This is a genomic window from Streptomyces sp. NPDC033174 (assembly GCF_055577795.1).
Map to the genome: position 1 here is coordinate 498,466 of NZ_JBVIPQ010000004.1, position 15,757 is coordinate 514,222.

The window sequence follows — 15,757 nt, forward strand, 5'->3', positions numbered from 1 at the left end:
CCGGAAGGGGTGTACGCCTGTGCCCGCACTTGTGCTGCTCGGTGCTCAGTGGGGTGACGAGGGCAAGGGAAAGGCCACCGACCTCCTCGGTGGATCCGTTGACTATGTAGTGCGATACCAGGGTGGCAACAACGCCGGTCACACCGTCGTCGTGGGCGACCAGAAGTATGCGCTGCATCTGCTCCCTTCCGGAATCCTCTCGCCGGGATGTACTCCGGTCATCGGAAACGGTGTCGTCGTGGACCCGGCGGTCCTGCTCTCCGAGCTGAGCGGGCTCAATGACCGCGGCGTCGACACGTCCAAGCTCCTGATCAGCGGAAACGCCCATCTGATCACCCCGTACAACGTCACGCTGGACAAGGTGACGGAACGCTTCCTCGGGAAGCGGAAGATCGGCACGACCGGCCGGGGAATCGGCCCGACCTACGCCGACAAGATCAACCGGGTCGGTATCCGCGTCCAGGACCTCTACGACGAGTCGATCCTGGAGCAGAAGGTCGAAGCCGCCCTGGAGCAGAAGAACCAGCTCCTCGCCAAGGTCTTCAACCGCCGTGCGATCGAGTCCGGCAAGATCGTCGAGGAGATGCTCCAGTACGCGGAGCAGATCAAGCCGTACGTCGCCGACACGACGCTGATCCTGAACAACGCCATCGACGAGGGCAAGGTCGTCCTCTTCGAGGGCGGTCAGGGCACCCTCCTCGACGTCGACCACGGCACGTACCCCTTCGTCACCTCCTCGAACCCGACCGCCGGCGGTGCCTGCACGGGCGCGGGCGTGGGCCCGACGAAGATCAGCCGTGTCATCGGCATCCTCAAGGCGTACACCACCCGCGTCGGCGCCGGCCCGTTCCCGACGGAGCTGTTCGACAAGGACGGCGAGGCGCTGCGCCGCATCGGTGGCGAGCGCGGTGTCACCACCGGCCGTGACCGCCGCTGCGGCTGGTTCGACGCGGTCATCGCCCGCTACGCGACCCGGGTCAACGGCCTCACGGACTTCTTCCTCACCAAGCTCGACGTCCTCACCGGCTGGGAGCAGATCCCCGTCTGTGTCGCGTACGAGATCGACGGCAAGCGCGTCGAGGAGCTGCCGTACTCGCAGACCGACTTCCACCACGCGAAGCCGATCTACGAGATGCTGCCCGGCTGGACCGAGGACATCAGCAAGGCGCAGACCTTCGCCGACCTGCCGAAGAACGCGCAGGCGTACGTGAAGGCGCTGGAGGAGATGTCGGGCGCGCCGATCTCGGCGATCGGTGTCGGCCCCGGCCGGACCGAGACGATCGAGATCAACTCGTTCCTGTAGCAGCCACGCGGCAACCGCCGCTGCTCGAGAAGGGCGCCCCGCCGACGACCGTCGGCGGGGCGCCCTTCGCCGTACGGCTCCCCGCCCGGCCGCATCAGGATGCGAGGCGTGCCGTCCGCCCACGCGCTCGAGGCGGCGCAGCCGGCCGCAGGCCCTCCGGGAGGCGCTGAGGCGGCGGTCCGCCGCTCTGTAACAAGCCGTGGTCTAGACCTTGACAGGTCCATACCAATCGCGATTCGGTGGGCGTCCCCACACGGAAGGACGCACGCATGTTGCGACGCCTGCTGTCTCTCTTCGCCGCACTCACCACGGCCGTCGGACTGGCCGTCCTCCTCCCCGCCTCCGTCGCCTCTGCCGCCGCCTGCGCCACGCCCTGGAGTTCCGCCACCGTCTACACCGGCGGCAAGACCGCCTCGTACAACGGCCACAACTGGTACGCGAAGTGGTGGACCCAGAACGAGCGGCCCGGCACCACGGACGTCTGGTCCGACCAGGGCGCGTGCGGTGGCACCGACCCGGGCCCCGGTCCGAACCCCTCGGGCTTCGTCGTCAGCGAGGCCCAGTTCAACCAGATGTTCCCGAACCGGAATTCGTTCTACACCTACAGCGGCCTCACCGCGGCCCTGAGCGCGTACCCGGGCTTCGCCAACACCGGCAGCGACACCGTGAAGAAGCAGGAGGCCGCCGCCTTCCTCGCCAACGTCAGCCATGAGACCGGCGGTCTGGTCCACATCGTCGAGCAGAACACCGCCAACTACCCGCACTACTGCGACACGAGCCAGCCCTACGGCTGCCCGGCCGGACAGGCCGCGTACTACGGTCGCGGACCGATCCAGTTGAGCTGGAACTTCAACTACAAGGCCGCCGGTGACGCCTTGGGCATCGACCTGCTCAACAACCCCTACCGGGTCGAGCGCGAGGCGCCCATCGCCTGGAAGACCGGTCTCTGGTACTGGAACACCCAGAACGGCCCCGGCACGATGACCGGCCACAACGCCATGGTCAACGGCGCCGGCTTCGGTCAGACGATCCGCTCGATCAACGGCTCGCTGGAGTGCGACGGGAAGAACCCCGCCCAGGTCCAGAGCCGGGTGGACAGCTACCAGCGGTTCACGCAGATCCTCGGCGTCACGCCGGGCGCGAACCTGTACTGCTGAGCAGTTTCTCCAGCACCGGAGCGAAGGCGTTCGGGTGGCCTCGGTACCCCGTGTGGCCACCCGGGAACTCGACGAACTCCACGCCGAGCCGCTCCGCCAGAGCCGCGCCCGGCCGGTACAGCAGCTTTCCGCGGGAGTCACGGCCCCCGGCGAGCACGAGCTGCCCCGGCCGGGCGCGCACCATGTCCGCGAGCGCTTCCTCGTCCGGTACGTACGCCGTGTACTGGCGCAACTCCCGCACCAGGAAGAACGGCATGTTCGCCAGGACCCGCCGGAACGACTCCGCGAGGGGCGCGGGCAGCCGGTCGGGGTCCGGCAGTTCGCCGCCCTGCTCTCCGACACCCTCGTTCATGACCGCGACGGCGGCGGCGAGCCCGCCCCGCTCGTACGCGGCGGGGACCGAGGCGAAGAAGGCCCGGTGATCGGCCGCGTCCGGCAGCACCTCCACCACGGGCGGCTCGTGGGGGACGACCACGTGGACCCTCTCGGGGTGCCGGGTCAGCAGGTCCAGCGCGATGATCGCGCCCGAGCTGCTGCCGAAGACGAAGGCCCGCTCGCCGTCGGGAAGGACGTGGAGCAGCAGCCGGTACGCGTCCTCGCTCTGCTCCTCCACCCGCTGGTCGGTGACCGGTCCGTCCAGGACGCTGCGGGACTTCCCGCGCGGGTCGTACGAGACGACGGTGTACCGGTGGGCGAGCGCGCCCCCGAGTCCGTCGTACGCGGAGGCGTCGGCTCCGCCGCCGGGGATGAGCAGCAGCACGGGTCCGGTGCCCCGGACCTCGTAGTGCAGGGTCGCGCCCGGCACGGCCAGGGTGCCGGTCTTCGGCGGGTGGTTCACGGCGCGTCTCCTGTTCGTTGGACCTGAGCCCTTGCCTAGGAGCTCTAGGTTCTTGCCTAGGCTACACAGGAAGATCAGCGGCGGCGACGGTAATAGGCGTAGGTGAGGGCCAGGATCATCGGTCCCCAGAGGGTCATCAGCACCCCGACCGTCGTCGCCAGCACGTACCAGCCGTCCTCGTACGGGGGCCGGGCGGCGCCCCCGATCCCGAAGACTCCGCACACCCAGTCGACCAACAGCGCGGTGAAGAGCAGTCCGCCGAGCGTCGCCGGAACGATCACCGCGAACGGCGGTATGCGCCTGCCGCCGAGCCGGGGGACCCGAGCCGGGACCACCTCGCCCCAGCGGCGCACGAGACCGAGGCAGAGAAGCGCGACCGCCTCGGACAGGAGGCTGAGGCCGAAGACGTACGGCACGTGCCACCACTGCCACGGTGACGGTGGCTGGGTGCTGCCCATGTCGTAACCGAAGGCGTACGGAAGGCGCCACAGGCAGACAGGTAGGGCGACCAGGGGAATCGCGTGGGCGACGACGTCGGCCCAGCGGGGGACGGGTCGCTCGGTGCCGTGGCCGGGATGCCCGGCGGGGAGGGGCGCGGGATGAGGGAGGGGCGCGGGACGCCCGGCAGTGGTCATGGCTTCAGCGTCCTCGGCCGGCCCCGGGGCATGATCACGCCCGGGGACGAACCGCCTCCGCCGGACGGGGGAGGGCCTGGCGGCGAGGCCGGGGGCGGCGGAGCCTCGCACGGTGGGCCGATCCCGGACGGTGGGAGGATGGGCGCATGGGCCGGGCCCTCGTGACGCTCTTCCTGAGCGGCGATGTGATGCCGGGCCGGGGCGTCGACCAGATCCTTCCGCACCCCGGTGACCCCGAGCTGCGGGAGGCGTACATCCGGGACGCCCGGGACTACGTCGCGCTGGCCGAGGCCGCCCACGGCCCCGTCCCCGCGCCCGTGGACCCCGCCTGGCCCTGGGGCGCGGCGCTGGAGACGCTGGAGGCGGCCGCCCCCGACGTCAGGGTCATCAATCTGGAGACGAGCGTCACCACGAGCGCCGACTTCGCCCCGGACAAGGCCGTCACCTATCGGATGCACCCCGCCAACATCCCCTGCCTGACGGTCGCCCGCCCCGATGTGTGCGGGCTCGCCAACAACCACGTACTGGACTTCGGGCGCCGGGGCCTGGAGGAGACCCTGGACGTCCTGCGGGGCGCGGGGCTGCGGCCGTCCGGCGCGGGACGGGAACTGACCGAGGCGCGGCGGCCGGCCGCGGTGGCCACGCCGGGCGGCGGGCGCGTGGTCGTACTGTCCTGCGGGACCGCGTCCAGCGGGATCCCGGCGCACTGGGCGGCGACGGAGGACCGGCCGGGCGTCGACTTCCTGCCCGAGCTGTCCGCCGGGGACGCGGAGGGTCTCGTTCGGCGGCTGAGTGAGGTGCGGCGCGACGGTGACCTGCTGGTCGTCTCGATCCACTGGGGTTCGAACTGGGGCTACACGGTCCCGCGCGCCCAGACCGCCTTCGCCCGGCGGCTCGTCGACGGCGGGGTCGACCTCGTGCACGGCCACTCCTCGCACCATCCCCGCCCGATCGAGGTCTACCGGGGCAAACTCGTCCTGTACGGCTGCGGAGACCTCATCGACGACTACGAGGGCATCACGGGCTACGAGCGGTACCGGGACGACCTGCGCCTGCTGTACTTCCCGTCCCTGGACCCGGACACGGGCGAGCTCGCCGGACTGCGGATCGCTCCCCTGCGGGCCCGGCGGATGCGGCTCGACCACGCGCCGGCGGCGGACGCCGCCTGGCTGTGCGAGGTGCTGACCAGGGTCGGGCGGCCCTTCGGCACCGGCGTGGAGCCGGAACCCGGATCCGACGGCTTTCTCAGGCTCCGCCTGCCCGGAGCGCACTGACCGCGGCGCGAATTCCGGGTGCACCGCGTGCGCCTCTGACGATTGACTGAGCCTCATGACAACGGAACGCACGACGACCGACCCCGCGACGACCGACCCTGCCACGACCGAGCGCGTCGGGCCGCCCCTCACCGCGGGTGAGCGCGAGACCCTGCGCGCCTTCCTCGACTTCCACCGCGCCACCCTCGCCATGAAGTGCGACGGACTCACCGACGACGAGCTGCGGCGGCAGTCGATGCCACCGTCCACGCTCAGCCTTCTCGGCCTGGTGCGTCACATGGCGGAGGTGGAGCGCAGCTGGTTCCGCAAGGTGATCAACGGGGAGGACCTTCCGCTGGTCTGGTCGGAGAACGACTACCAGGTGGCCTACGACGCCCGCACCGCCACCCGGTCCGAGGCGTTCGCGGCCTGGCAGGCGGAGGTGGAGCACGCCCGTCGTATCGAAGCGGAGGCGGAGTCCCTCGATGTGACGGGGCATCAGCCACGGTGGGGCGCTGACGTGTCCCTGCGGCTGGTGATGCTGCACATGATCCACGAGTACGCCCGGCACAACGGTCACGCGGACTTCCTGCGCGAGGGGATCGACGGAACCGTCGGCGCGTGAGGCGCGACTAGGCCGTCTTCTGTCCTCAATGGCCCCCAGCGTCGTTCCCACCACACTCCATCGGTGAGGAGCAGCTCATGTCCGCACAGGTCAGGCCCGTTCCCGAGGGCTACACCACGATCACGCCGTGGATCATCTCCCCCGACACCGCGGCGCTGATCGACTATCTGGAACGCGCCTTCGGTGCCGAGGACCTGGGCCGGGTCGTCATGGAGGACGGGAGGATCGGTCACGCCGAACTGCGCATCGGTGACGCGCGGCTGATGGCCTTCGACAGCCCGGCGGACTGGCCGGTGACGCCCGCGTTCCTCCGGCTCTACGTGGAGGACGCGGACGCCACCCACCGGCGCGCGGTCGAGGCCGGGCGGCACCTCCGTCAGCGAGGTCACGCATCTGTTCTTCGGGGACAGGGTCGGCCGGGTGCGCGATCCGTTCGGCAACCTCTGGTGGATCCAGACGCACATCGAGGATGTCGACGAGAAGGAGATGGAGCGGCGCATGTCCGACCCCGTCTTCACGGAGGCCATGGCGTACATGACTAGCTCGCTGTACCGCCCCGGTCACCCGTGATCGCGTCCAGCGCCCGCGACAGCCGCTCCAGGACGCGTACGGTCTCGTCGAACCGCTCCTGCCCTCCGAGCTCGCCGACCAGCCGGGCGGCCAGCTCCGCGTGACCCGGGTCGATCTTCTTGATGACGGCCCGCCCCTCGGCGGTGGGGGCGAGGAGCTTGGCGCGGCGGTGGGCGGGGTTGGGGGCGTACTCCGCGAGGCCGCGTTCCACCAGCAGGTTCGCGACCCGCTGCACGCTCTGCCGGGTGATGCCCATGACGCGGGCGATCCCCGCGACGGACAGCGGCTCGGGCAGTACGGCTCCGAGGACCTGCCACCAGGCGGCCGTCAGCCCGGCGGGTCCGGCCAGTTCCTCGGAGACGGAGAGGAACTGGCCGTTGAGCCGGAAGACCGCGAGGGCGGTCCTGCTGAGCGCGTCCTGTTCTTCGCGGCTCATGAAGCCGTCTCCTCCTGCGCGTTGAGCTCTTCGTACGCGGCGGCGTCGGAGTCGTGGAAGAGCCGGTACCAGGCGTCCAGCTTCAGGCCCTCGAAGGCCCCGAGCCTGCCGAGCACCTCGCGGGCGAAGGCGACCGGCTCGGTCGGGCCGGCCGTGATCAGGTCGCCGTCGGTGACGGCGTCGGCCTCGACGTAGGACGCGCCGCCCTTGTAGCCGGTGGCGGCCAGATAGAAGGAGACCGCGCTGGTGTGCGGCCGGTCGTCGAGCAGTCCCTCGCGGGCGAGTCCCGCGGTGGCGCCGCAGATCGCGGCGACGGGCACCCCGGCGTCGAGGAAGGCGCGGGCTTTCGCGGCGAAGGGGGCCAGCTCGTCGCCGGAGTCCCACAGGTCCGCGCCGGGAAGGATGAGCAGGGCGCTGTCCTCGGGCTCCAGGTCGTCGAGCGCGATGTCGGGTGTGATGCGCAGGCCCCCGAGGGAGGTGACGGGGGTGGTGCCGGGCCCGACCGTCCTGATCTCGTACCCGGAGCGGGCGAGCCAGGCCGTCGAGTGGCCCGTCTCCCAGTCGGCGAGGGAGTCGTAGACCGCGAGGTGAACGGTCCCGCGGGAGCTTGTGGGGGTGTGGGTGGCGGTGCTGGTCATGCCGGCCTCCTGTGCCCTTGCGTGCGCTTCGACTATGACAGCAGACTGTCATATCGACAGAATGCTGTCAATGGGAGGGGGTGGCCCGGAGGGTCGTCCCACAGGGTGGACACCCTGCCGACGAAAGTGGCCCAGTCCATACAAGGTGGCCATGTCCGTCCCCACCTGGGCGTCCTTACCCTTGGCCGTATGACCCCTCATGCCGAACCCGATCCCCAGGCCGGCGCGGCCGTGAAGGCCGCCGACCGCGCGCATGTGTTCCACTCCTGGTCCGCCCAGGGCCTGATCGACCCGCTCGCCGTCGCCGGCGCCGAGGGTTCGTACTTCTGGGACTACGACGGCAACCGCTACCTCGACTTCACCAGCGGCCTCGTCTACACCAACATCGGCTACCAGCACCCCAAGGTGGTCGCCGCCATCCAGGAGCAGGCCGCGAAACTCACCACCTTCGCGCCCGCCTTCGCCATCGACGTACGCTCCGAGGCCGCACGCCTCATCGCCGAGCGCACCCCCGGCGACCTGGACAAGATCTTCTTCACCAACGGCGGCGCCGAGGCCGTCGAGAACGCCGTGCGCATGGCCCGGCTGCATACCGGCCGCCACAAGGTGATGAGCGCCTACCGCTCGTATCACGGCGCCACCTCCACGGCGATCAACCTCACCGGCGACCCCCGCCGCTGGGCCTCCGACACCGGCTCCGCCGGCGTGGTCCGGTTCTGGGCGCCGTTCCTCTACCGGTCGCCGTTCTACGCGCAGACCGAGGAGCAGGAGTGCGAGCGGGCCCTCGCGCACCTGGAGGACACCATCGCCTTCGAGGGCCCCGCGACCATCGCCGCGATCATCCTGGAGACCGTCCCGGGCACCGCCGGCATCATGACCCCGCCGCCCGGCTACCTCACCGGTGTCCGCGAGATCTGCGACCGGTACGGCATCGTCCTCATCGCCGACGAGGTCATGGCGGGCTTCGGCCGCACCGGAAAGTGGTTCGCCACCGAGCACTACGGCGTCGTGCCGGACCTGCTCACCTTCGCCAAGGGCGTGAACTCCGGTTACGTACCGCTCGGCGGTGTGGCGATCAGCGCCGAGATCGCCGCGACCTTCGACAAGCGCCCCTACCCGGGCGGTCTGACCTACTCGGGGCACCCGCTCGCCTGCGCCGCCGCCATCGCCACCATCGAGGTGATGAGGGACGAGAAGGTCGTCGAGCACGCTGCCCACCTCGGCGAGCACGTCCTCGGCCCCGGCCTGCGCGAACTGGCCGAGCGGCACCCCTCGGTCGGCGAGGTCCGCGGCCTCGGCGCCTTCTGGGCCCTCGACCTCGTACGGAACAAGGAGACGCGCGAGCCGCTCGTCCCGTACAACGCCACCGGCGAGGCCAACGCGCCCATGGCGGCCTTCGGCGCGGCGGCCAAGAAGCAGGGACTCTGGCCCTTCATCAACATGAACCGCACGCACGCCGTTCCCGCCTGCAACATCACCGAGGCGGAGGCCAAGGAGGGCCTCGCCGCGCTCGACGCCGCGCTGTCGGTGGCGGACGAGCACACGGTGTAGGCGGGCGGCGACCGCGGGGCTCCGACGCGCGCTGCGGATGCGGGACGCGGAATGCGGGATCGGGATGCGGGATGGGGGAGGGCCCGCCGGACTGGAGGAAGGCCGGAACACCGGCTGGAATCCGGCCCGGCGGGCAGCCCCGTGGCGGGGCCGGTCGCCCGCTGTCCCGGCCCCGAGGCACCCACGGGCCGCACCGGCGGGGAATCCCCCTGGCTTAAGGTGTGCGGAACCGGACGGAGGGGACCCACGCCATGCTCGCGAGCGGAGCTGTCACCCGCAACACGCTGCGGCAGCAGATCGCCGACGCGCTGCGCGACGAGGTGCTGGCCGGACGCCTCAAGCCCGGCCAGGAATTCACGGTCAAGCAGATCGCGGAGCAGTACGAGGTCTCCGCGACGCCCGTGCGTGAAGCTCTCGTCGATCTCACCGGCCAGGGCCTGCTCGACTCCATCCAGCACCGGGGCTTCCAGGTGCACCGGTTCTCCGTCGAGGACTTCCGGGACATGGTCGAGGCCCGCGCCCTCATCCTGGACGGCATCTTCCGCGTGGACGGGACGCCGTTCCCGCCTCTGACGGACGGGCCCGCCCTGGTCTCCGTACGCCGCCGCGCCGACGAGGCCTCGCGCGCCGCGCGGGGCGGCGAGCTGGACGTCCTCATCGGTTACGACCTGCGGTTCTGGCGTGAACTCGGGGCGCTCGTCGCCAACCGCTACATCGCCGGATTCCTCCACCGGCTGCGCGTCCAGGTCTGGGTCTTCGCCGTCCCCCGGCTGCGGGCCGAGCCCGACGTCCAGCAGTGGCTCTGGAGTGGCCACACGGACCTCGTGGACGCCATCACCCTCGGGGACGCCCGGGCGGCGCGTGAGGCCACCATGTCGGACAACGACCTCGCGCTGCGGTGGGCGGACCGTCTGGAGCGCCGCTCGGCATGAGCGGGCGGTGACCCGGCGACGGCCGGAACTGCCGGGCAGTCCGCGAAACTGCTGGGCCGTATGGGGAAGAAGAGCGCTGGTGGGTGGGTAGGGGATGGGCACCCGGGGCCGGTGAGGCCCGCTGATGTGTGACTGATGCCCACTGACTGTGCGGAGCGTACGCGGCGCACTACGCTGTCCCGACCATCGTACGAACCTGACGGAGAGCGAGCCTGCCTTGGCCTGTGACCTGTGGCTGGTCCCCCTCGTCGATGTGCTGTGCCACAGCCCCGACAATCCCTTCGCCGAAGAGATCGCGGCCTACGACAAGGCCCTGACCGAGTCCGGTCTGCCGACCGTCCCCGTCTTCGCCTACATGCCGGGACTCTCGGGTGACGTGGCGCCGGTCGCCGGATTCGACTACGACGCCCTCCACTTCTTGCGCCGGGCGTATCTCCTCCAGCTCTGCGGTCTCGCCGTCACACCCGTGGATGAACTCGGAGGCGACTACGAGCAGCTCCTGGAGATGTTCGAATCGACCGCCCAGCAGTCCCATCTGGTCTGGCACTACGACCACGCCGGCGCGTACGTCCCGGTGGACTTCGCCGCACCCCTGTCCACCGAGGAACTCCTGGAGGGCGGCGGCCCGTTGGGCTCCTCCCAGGGCCTGCTGCGCGAGCTCGAATTCGTGGGCCCCTCGATCGGCATCGACCCGGCCAACCCCCCGGCGGCGCCCCTCCCTCCGGAACGCCCCACCTCCCTCGAGGAGCCGGCGGGCCCGATTCCGTACGACGAGAGCCCCTTCGCCCGCGAACGGCACGTCTGGCTGGGCCTCCACGCGGCGGCGACCCGCAGCCTCGGCCAAGGCTCCATGATCATTTTTAGCTGACCGCACCGTCTTCGACCGACCGACCGACCGACCGACCGGCCGGCCGGCCGGCACGGCACAGGGGGCGCCTCCTCGACGGAGGCGCCCTTCGCGCATCCGCCGCGAGCCCGGTCCCTGCGCCCGCGATCCCCGCGAGCCCGGCCCCTGCGCCAGCCATGCCTGCGAGCCCGGCCCCTGCGCCAGCCATGCCTGCGAGCCCGGCCCCTGCGCCAGCCATGCCTGCGAGCGCGGCCCGGCTCGGCCCCGGTTCGGCTCGGCTCAGCGCGGCTCCGGGGGTCTCTGGCGCGGCATGTTCGGGCGCGTTCCCGGCGGCAGCGGGATCCGCGGCCCCGGCGCCGTCTGGTCCTGGCGCGGGGCCGACGTCGCCGCCACCGACTGCATCACCAGCGGTGCCGGGCCGGCCCGGAACTCGACCATCCAGTCCGCCGTCTCCGCCCGGACCAGCTCCGTCACGTCCTCCGAAAACCTGCGCAGCACCCCCAGGCACCGCTCCGCCGCCTCGCTCGCGGTGCCCTCCGTGGGCCCCAGCACCTCTCGTACGCTCTCCGACGCCCAGTCGAACTGAAGAGCCTGCAGCCGCCGCTGCACCGCCTGTGCCGTGGCCACGTCCCTTATCCAGCCGGACGTCAGGCCGAAGTACCGGTCGCAGGCCACACACGCCCCCGCCAGCAGCAGCGACAGATATCCCCACCCCGCGGCCCCGCTCGCGACACCCGTCAGGTCCAGCAGCGGCAGCGCGGCGCCCGCGACGACGCCCAGGGCGGTGGCCGCCCGCAGGGCCCTGGCCGCGCGGCGCTTGCGGACGCGGTCGGCCAAGTACCACTCGGTGGTCCGCAGCGCATTGCCCTCCACCCACCGGTACAGCTCGTCGAGCCGCTCCGCGGGCTCCCCCCAGTCGCCGAGCGGGAAGGGCCTCCCGGTCAGATCGCTGTGCGGCACCCCGTGAGACGCCCTGTGAGGCACCTCGTGCGACGCCCCGTGCGAGGCGTCCCCCTCCTCCCGGGCGGGCCCCCCGGGCTGCATCTCCGGCTGGCTCACCGGGGAACTCCTCTGCTCAGCGCTCTGCGCTCTCCTGTTACCCATCGTGACGTGCGGTGCACGCGTGCGTGCTGGTGCGCATGTTCGCGCACCCCTTCCTACCGCCGAATGGTGGGCCGCACGCCCGGAATCCCGGGATTTCCGCCCTCACGGGGGCCTTGATCAGGTAGTGGAGCGCCACGTTTCTCACTCGAAAGAGTTGTGGCGGCACGCCGGGCGTCAACCACGTAGGCTCGGCTTACCGAACATTCGTCGTCGAAATGCCAGGAGTGACCGTGATTCCCGGTGGTGGCCAGCCCAATATGCAGCAGCTCCTCCAGCAGGCCCAGAAGATGCAGCAGGATCTCGCGCGGGCGCAGGAGGAGCTGGCCGCGACGGAGGTCGAGGGGCAGGCCGGCGGCGGCCTGGTCAGGGCCACGGTGACCGGATCCGGCGAGCTGCGCGCCCTGGTGATCGACCCGAAGGCGGTCGACCCGGAGGACACCGAGACCCTCGCCGACCTCGTGGTCGCCGCCGTGCAGGCGGCGAACGACAACGCCCAGCAGCTCCAGCAGTCGAAGCTCGGCCCCCTGACCCAGGGGCTGGGCGGGATGCCGGGCCTCCCCTTCTAACGCGTACGTCCAGCAACTACCGTAAGAGTCAGGCACAGGAAAGGCGTTCCGTTGTACGAAGGCGTTGTTCAGGACCTCATCGACGAACTGGGCAGGCTGCCCGGCGTCGGTCCCAAGAGCGCGCAGCGGATCGCCTTCCACATCCTCCAGGCCGAGCCGACGGATGTGCGCCGCCTCGCGCACGCGCTCCTGGAGGTCAAGGACAAGGTCAGGTTCTGTGCGGTCTGCGGCAATGTGGCCCAGCAGGAGCAGTGCGGCATCTGCCGTGACCCGCGCCGCGACCTGTCGGTGATCTGCGTGGTCGAGGAGCCGAAGGACGTCGTCGCGATCGAGCGGACCCGGGAGTTCCGGGGGCGCTATCACGTACTCGGCGGCGCCATCAGCCCCATCGAGGGCGTCGGCCCCGACGACCTGCGGATCCGTGAACTGCTCGCCCGGCTCGCCGACGGGTCGGTCACCGAGCTGATCCTGGCGACCGACCCGAACCTTGAGGGCGAGGCCACCGCGACGTATCTGGCGCGGATGATCAAGCCCATGGGCCTGAAGGTGACCCGTCTCGCCAGCGGGCTGCCCGTCGGCGGCGATCTGGAATATGCCGACGAGGTCACCCTGGGGCGTGCTTTCGAGGGGCGGCGGCTGCTAGATGTATGACGACAGGGTCCGTGCGCTCAAGGGAGGCATCCTCGATGTCTGACGCCACACTGCACTCCATCACGCAGGATCCGGACAGCTTCGCGGTCCAGATCGCCGACTCGATCGAGTCCTTCATCGTGGCCACCACGGAAGTGGCCAAGGGCGACGAGCCCGACAGCGCGGTTCCCTTCCTTCTCCTGGAGATCTCGCAACTCCTCCTGACCGGAGGCCGGTTGGGTGCGCACGAGGACATCCTCCCGGACGAGCGGTACGAGCCGGACACGGGCCCCGACCTGGACGTGGACGACCTGCGTGAACGGTTCGCGGTGCTGCTGGACCCGGTGGACGTGTTCTCGGAGGTCTTCGATCCGTACGAGCCGCGCAAGGCGCCGGTGCCGTCCCGGATCTCCGACAACCTCGCCGACATCGTCACGGACCTCCGTCACGGCCTGGCCCACTACCGCGCGGGCCGTACGACCGAGGCGCTGTGGTGGTGGCAGTTCTCGTACTTCTCCAACTGGGGCCCCACGGCGTCCGCGACGCTGCGCGCGCTGCAGTCCCTGGTGTCCCACGTCCGCCTGGACCAGCCGCTGGCCGAGCTGGACGGTCTGGACACGGACGAGGACCTCGCCGAGGACGCCCTGGCGGAGGAGGCGGGCCGGGTGATGCTGGAGGAGATCGCGGGCCCGCTCGGCATGCAGGCCCGCACGACCGGCTGACCGCGCACGTCAGCCCCGAGGACCCGCTCGCGCGGTGATGCGTGGGCGGGTCCTGTGCTGTGTGCGGGCTGTGCGGGCTGTGCGGGAAGCGGCCTGCGGCATACGGCGTGCGGCGCGCTCAGGCGGTCGGCACGTTCGCCGTGTCGTTCGCCGTGTCGGTGTCCGTGTCGGTGTCCGTTTCAGGGCCCGTGTCGGCGTTCGGGCCCTCGTCCTCCGTGCCGCCGGCCGACAGCGGGGCGGCGATGTCCTCCAGCGACCTGCCCTCCGCCGGGACCGCGAGGAACACGGCCACCAGCCCCGCCGCGACCATCAGCGCGGCGCCCACGCCGAACGCGAGTACCGCGTCGGAGACGACCCCGCTCTCGGTCAGCCCGGCGAACAGCAGCGGCCCCGAGATACCGCCAGCGGCGGTGCCGATGGCGTAGAAGAACGCGATGGCCATGGCCCGGGTCTCCATCGGGAAGACCTCGCTGACCGTGAGGTACGCGGAGCTGGCCCCCGCGGAGGCGAAGAAGAGCACGACGCACCAGCACAGGGTCATGGTCTCGGCGTTCAGCCGGCCGCTGCTGAAGAGCCAGGCGGTGACGAAGAGCAGAAGCCCCGAGAGCAGGTACGTACCCGCGATCATCGGGCGCCTGCCGACGGTGTCGAAGAGACGGCCGAGGAGCAGGGGACCGAGGAAGTTGCCGAAGGCGATGACGGCGAAGAAGTAGCCCGTCGATCCGCTGGGCACGTCGAAGAACTTCACCAGGATCGAGCCGAACCCGAAGGTGATGGCGTTGTAGAGGAACGCCTGCCCGACGAAGAGCGCGAATCCGAGCGTCGCCCGCTTGGGGTAGGAGCGCAGCAGCGTCCGGGCGATCTCGGCGAAGCCGGTGCTGCGGCGCTGCCGGATGGTGATCGCCGTACCGGGCTCGGGCAGGGGTGCGCCCTTCTCCCGTTCCACCTGGCGTTCCACGTCGGTGACCAGGTCCTCGGCGCTCTGTGAGCGTCCGTGGATGAACATCCAGCGAGGGCTCTCGGGAACATGGCGGCGCACGAGCATGATCACAAGTCCCAGGACGACGCCCAGGGCGAAGGAGACCCGCCAGCCGACGTCCTTGGGGAGGAGGTCGGTGTCGAGGGCCACCACGGACAGCAGGGCACCGCCCATGGCGCCGAGCCAGTAACTGCCGTTGATGATCAGGTCGACACGGCCCCGGTACTTGCTGGGGATCAGCTCGTCGATCGCCGAGTTGATGGCCGCGTACTCGCCTCCGATGCCGAAGCCGGTGAAGAAGCGGAAGAGGAAGAACCACCAGACCGAGAAGGAGAGCGCGGTCATGGCGGTGGCGGCCAGGTAGACGGCGAGAGTGATCAGGAAGAGCTTCTTGCGGCCGAAGAGGTCGGTGAGCCGGCCGAAGAACAGCGCTCCGATACAGGCGCCGGCCACATACAGCGCCGCGGCGGTACCGGTGACCTGCGCGTCCGTGATCGACAGTCCACTGCCGTCCTCGGAGAGCCGGCTCGCCATGCTGCCGACGATGGTGACCTCGAGCCCGTCGAGGATCCACACGGTTCCCAGACCGATCACGATCATCCAGTGCCAGCGTGACCATGGCAGCCGGTCGAGACGCGCGGGAACCTTGGTGGTGACGGTTCCCGTCACGCCGTCCGCCGTGGAACTCATGACGCCTCTCCTCCTTGACGGTCGATCAGAGCACCCTCGCCCTGCGGGGGTTCGCCGTGGTTGCTACCGGTTGCCCAGATCCCTGCCGGCCACGCGTGTGCCGGCGCCACGCCTCCCCTTTCCGGGCGCCGCCGCCCCGCCCGCCGCCCTGCCTCGCCCCCCGGGCGCCGTCTCCGCCCAGCCCCCCGCCCCGCCCGCCGCCGTCCGCGCCTCGCCCCCGCGTGTCGCGCGTGACCTGCCGCACATTCCGCGTATGCCCGGAGACCTTGGGCAAGTGCCCC

17 protein-coding genes are annotated in these 15,757 nt (G+C 70.8%); 11 read left to right on the forward strand and 6 right to left on the reverse strand.

Annotation, left to right across the window (positions count from 1 at the left end):
• The first annotated feature begins 19 nt into the window (after positions 1-19).
• Together ACZ5VC_RS15930 and ACZ5VC_RS15935 are read left to right on the forward strand one after the other, a co-directional pair.
• Positions 20-1,303, forward strand: a complete 1,284-nt coding sequence (locus tag ACZ5VC_RS15930) for an adenylosuccinate synthase (RefSeq protein WP_469120621.1) — start codon at positions 20-22, stop codon at positions 1,301-1,303.
• Between the two features lie 269 nt (positions 1,304-1,572).
• Positions 1,573-2,460, forward strand: a complete 888-nt coding sequence (locus tag ACZ5VC_RS15935; protein WP_469120622.1) for a glycoside hydrolase family 19 protein — start codon at positions 1,573-1,575, stop codon at positions 2,458-2,460.
• On the opposite strand, the gene ACZ5VC_RS15940 is transcribed toward ACZ5VC_RS15935, so the two are convergent.
• Both ACZ5VC_RS15940 and ACZ5VC_RS15945 read right to left on the reverse strand, forming a co-directional pair.
• On the reverse strand, positions 2,432-3,298 hold the full coding sequence (locus ACZ5VC_RS15940; RefSeq protein ID WP_469120623.1) for an alpha/beta fold hydrolase: 867 nt from the start codon (positions 3,296-3,298) through the stop codon (positions 2,432-2,434). The two genes, ACZ5VC_RS15935 and ACZ5VC_RS15940, sit on opposite strands and share 29 nt — an antisense overlap.
• A gap of 74 nt (positions 3,299-3,372) precedes the next feature.
• Positions 3,373-3,933, reverse strand: coding sequence for a hypothetical protein (locus tag ACZ5VC_RS15945; RefSeq protein WP_469120624.1), 561 nt, complete (start codon positions 3,931-3,933; stop codon positions 3,373-3,375).
• Between the two features lie 146 nt (positions 3,934-4,079).
• Here ACZ5VC_RS15945 and ACZ5VC_RS15950 point away from each other — a divergent pair, with 146 nt between their 5' ends.
• The 3 genes from ACZ5VC_RS15950 (at position 4,080) to ACZ5VC_RS15960 (ending at position 6,353) form a co-directional block, all read left to right on the forward strand.
• A complete protein-coding gene (locus ACZ5VC_RS15950; RefSeq protein WP_469120625.1) occupies positions 4,080-5,207 on the forward strand; it encodes a CapA family protein in 1,128 nt (375 codons plus the stop codon).
• A gap of 55 nt (positions 5,208-5,262) precedes the next feature.
• On the forward strand, positions 5,263-5,811 hold the full coding sequence (locus tag ACZ5VC_RS15955) for a DinB family protein (RefSeq protein ID WP_468711568.1): 549 nt from the start codon (positions 5,263-5,265) through the stop codon (positions 5,809-5,811).
• Positions 5,812-5,888: 77 nt separating this feature from the next.
• Positions 5,889-6,353 carry a VOC family protein gene (locus ACZ5VC_RS15960; protein ID WP_469120626.1) on the forward strand — a complete coding sequence of 155 codons (465 nt, stop codon included), beginning with the start codon at positions 5,889-5,891 and terminating at the stop codon, positions 6,351-6,353.
• On the opposite strand, the gene ACZ5VC_RS15965 is transcribed toward ACZ5VC_RS15960, so the two are convergent.
• Entirely contained in the window at positions 6,350-6,817 is a 468-nt protein-coding gene (locus tag ACZ5VC_RS15965) for a MarR family winged helix-turn-helix transcriptional regulator (protein ID WP_469120627.1), read from the reverse strand. The two genes, ACZ5VC_RS15960 and ACZ5VC_RS15965, sit on opposite strands and share 4 nt — an antisense overlap.
• Complete coding sequence (locus ACZ5VC_RS15970) at positions 6,814-7,455, reverse strand: type 1 glutamine amidotransferase family protein (RefSeq protein WP_469120628.1); 642 nt, start codon at positions 7,453-7,455, stop codon at positions 6,814-6,816. The genes ACZ5VC_RS15965 and ACZ5VC_RS15970 overlap by 4 nt, the downstream gene beginning before the upstream one ends.
• A gap of 189 nt (positions 7,456-7,644) precedes the next feature.
• Here ACZ5VC_RS15970 and ACZ5VC_RS15975 point away from each other — a divergent pair, with 189 nt between their 5' ends.
• The 3 genes from ACZ5VC_RS15975 to ACZ5VC_RS15985 all read left to right on the forward strand — a co-directional run bounded on the left by ACZ5VC_RS15975 (position 7,645) and on the right by ACZ5VC_RS15985 (position 10,806).
• Positions 7,645-9,006 (forward strand): aminotransferase class III-fold pyridoxal phosphate-dependent enzyme, encoded by a 1,362-nt coding sequence (locus tag ACZ5VC_RS15975; protein ID WP_469120629.1) that lies wholly within the window; start codon positions 7,645-7,647, stop codon positions 9,004-9,006.
• 251 nt (positions 9,007-9,257) lie between these two features.
• On the forward strand, positions 9,258-9,938 hold the full coding sequence (locus ACZ5VC_RS15980; protein ID WP_469120630.1) for a GntR family transcriptional regulator: 681 nt from the start codon (positions 9,258-9,260) through the stop codon (positions 9,936-9,938).
• Positions 9,939-10,155: 217 nt separating this feature from the next.
• A complete protein-coding gene (locus ACZ5VC_RS15985; RefSeq protein ID WP_469120631.1) occupies positions 10,156-10,806 on the forward strand; it encodes a hypothetical protein in 651 nt (216 codons plus the stop codon).
• Positions 10,807-11,064: 258 nt separating this feature from the next.
• Here the strand turns inward: ACZ5VC_RS15985 and ACZ5VC_RS15990 are convergent, their stop codons facing one another.
• A complete protein-coding gene (locus ACZ5VC_RS15990) occupies positions 11,065-11,844 on the reverse strand; it encodes an SLATT domain-containing protein (protein ID WP_469120632.1) in 780 nt (259 codons plus the stop codon).
• Between the two features lie 275 nt (positions 11,845-12,119).
• Between ACZ5VC_RS15990 and ACZ5VC_RS15995 the strand changes: the two genes are divergently transcribed.
• Genes ACZ5VC_RS15995 through ACZ5VC_RS16005 form a run of 3 tightly spaced genes read left to right on the forward strand, consistent with a single transcriptional unit; the run spans position 12,120 to position 13,807 of the window.
• On the forward strand, positions 12,120-12,455 hold the full coding sequence (locus ACZ5VC_RS15995) for a YbaB/EbfC family nucleoid-associated protein (protein ID WP_468711557.1): 336 nt from the start codon (positions 12,120-12,122) through the stop codon (positions 12,453-12,455).
• Between the two features lie 51 nt (positions 12,456-12,506).
• Complete coding sequence (gene recR, locus ACZ5VC_RS16000; protein WP_469120633.1) at positions 12,507-13,106, forward strand: recombination mediator RecR; 600 nt, start codon at positions 12,507-12,509, stop codon at positions 13,104-13,106.
• A 35-nt stretch (positions 13,107-13,141) separates the two neighbouring features.
• Entirely contained in the window at positions 13,142-13,807 is a 666-nt protein-coding gene (locus tag ACZ5VC_RS16005) for a DUF5063 domain-containing protein (protein WP_469120634.1), read from the forward strand.
• Positions 13,808-13,925: 118 nt separating this feature from the next.
• Here the strand turns inward: ACZ5VC_RS16005 and ACZ5VC_RS16010 are convergent, their stop codons facing one another.
• The gene (locus ACZ5VC_RS16010) at positions 13,926-15,476 is read right to left on the reverse strand and encodes an MFS transporter (protein ID WP_469120635.1); all 1,551 of its coding nucleotides are present in this window, start codon (positions 15,474-15,476) and stop codon (positions 13,926-13,928) included.
• Between the last annotated feature and the right edge of the window lie 281 nt (positions 15,477-15,757).

Excerpts from the sequence above, each read along its gene's own strand:
- ACZ5VC_RS15935 (WP_469120622.1), top strand. The coding sequence starts at position 1,573 with ATGTTGCGACGCCTGCTGTCTCTCTTCGCCGCACTCACCACGGCCGTC.
- ACZ5VC_RS15945 (WP_469120624.1), bottom strand. The coding sequence starts at position 3,933 with ATGACCACTGCCGGGCGTCCCGCGCCCCTCCCTCATCCCGCGCCCCTC.
- ACZ5VC_RS15950 (WP_469120625.1), top strand. The coding sequence starts at position 4,080 with ATGGGCCGGGCCCTCGTGACGCTCTTCCTGAGCGGCGATGTGATGCCG.
- ACZ5VC_RS15955 (WP_468711568.1), top strand. The coding sequence starts at position 5,263 with ATGACAACGGAACGCACGACGACCGACCCCGCGACGACCGACCCTGCC.
- ACZ5VC_RS15960 (WP_469120626.1), top strand. The coding sequence starts at position 5,889 with ATGTCCGCACAGGTCAGGCCCGTTCCCGAGGGCTACACCACGATCACG.
- ACZ5VC_RS15965 (WP_469120627.1), bottom strand. The coding sequence starts at position 6,817 with ATGAGCCGCGAAGAACAGGACGCGCTCAGCAGGACCGCCCTCGCGGTC.
- ACZ5VC_RS15970 (WP_469120628.1), bottom strand. The coding sequence starts at position 7,455 with ATGACCAGCACCGCCACCCACACCCCCACAAGCTCCCGCGGGACCGTT.
- ACZ5VC_RS15975 (WP_469120629.1), top strand. The coding sequence starts at position 7,645 with ATGACCCCTCATGCCGAACCCGATCCCCAGGCCGGCGCGGCCGTGAAG.
- ACZ5VC_RS15980 (WP_469120630.1), top strand. The coding sequence starts at position 9,258 with ATGCTCGCGAGCGGAGCTGTCACCCGCAACACGCTGCGGCAGCAGATC.
- ACZ5VC_RS16005 (WP_469120634.1), top strand. The coding sequence starts at position 13,142 with ATGTCTGACGCCACACTGCACTCCATCACGCAGGATCCGGACAGCTTC.
- ACZ5VC_RS16010 (WP_469120635.1), bottom strand. The coding sequence starts at position 15,476 with ATGAGTTCCACGGCGGACGGCGTGACGGGAACCGTCACCACCAAGGTT.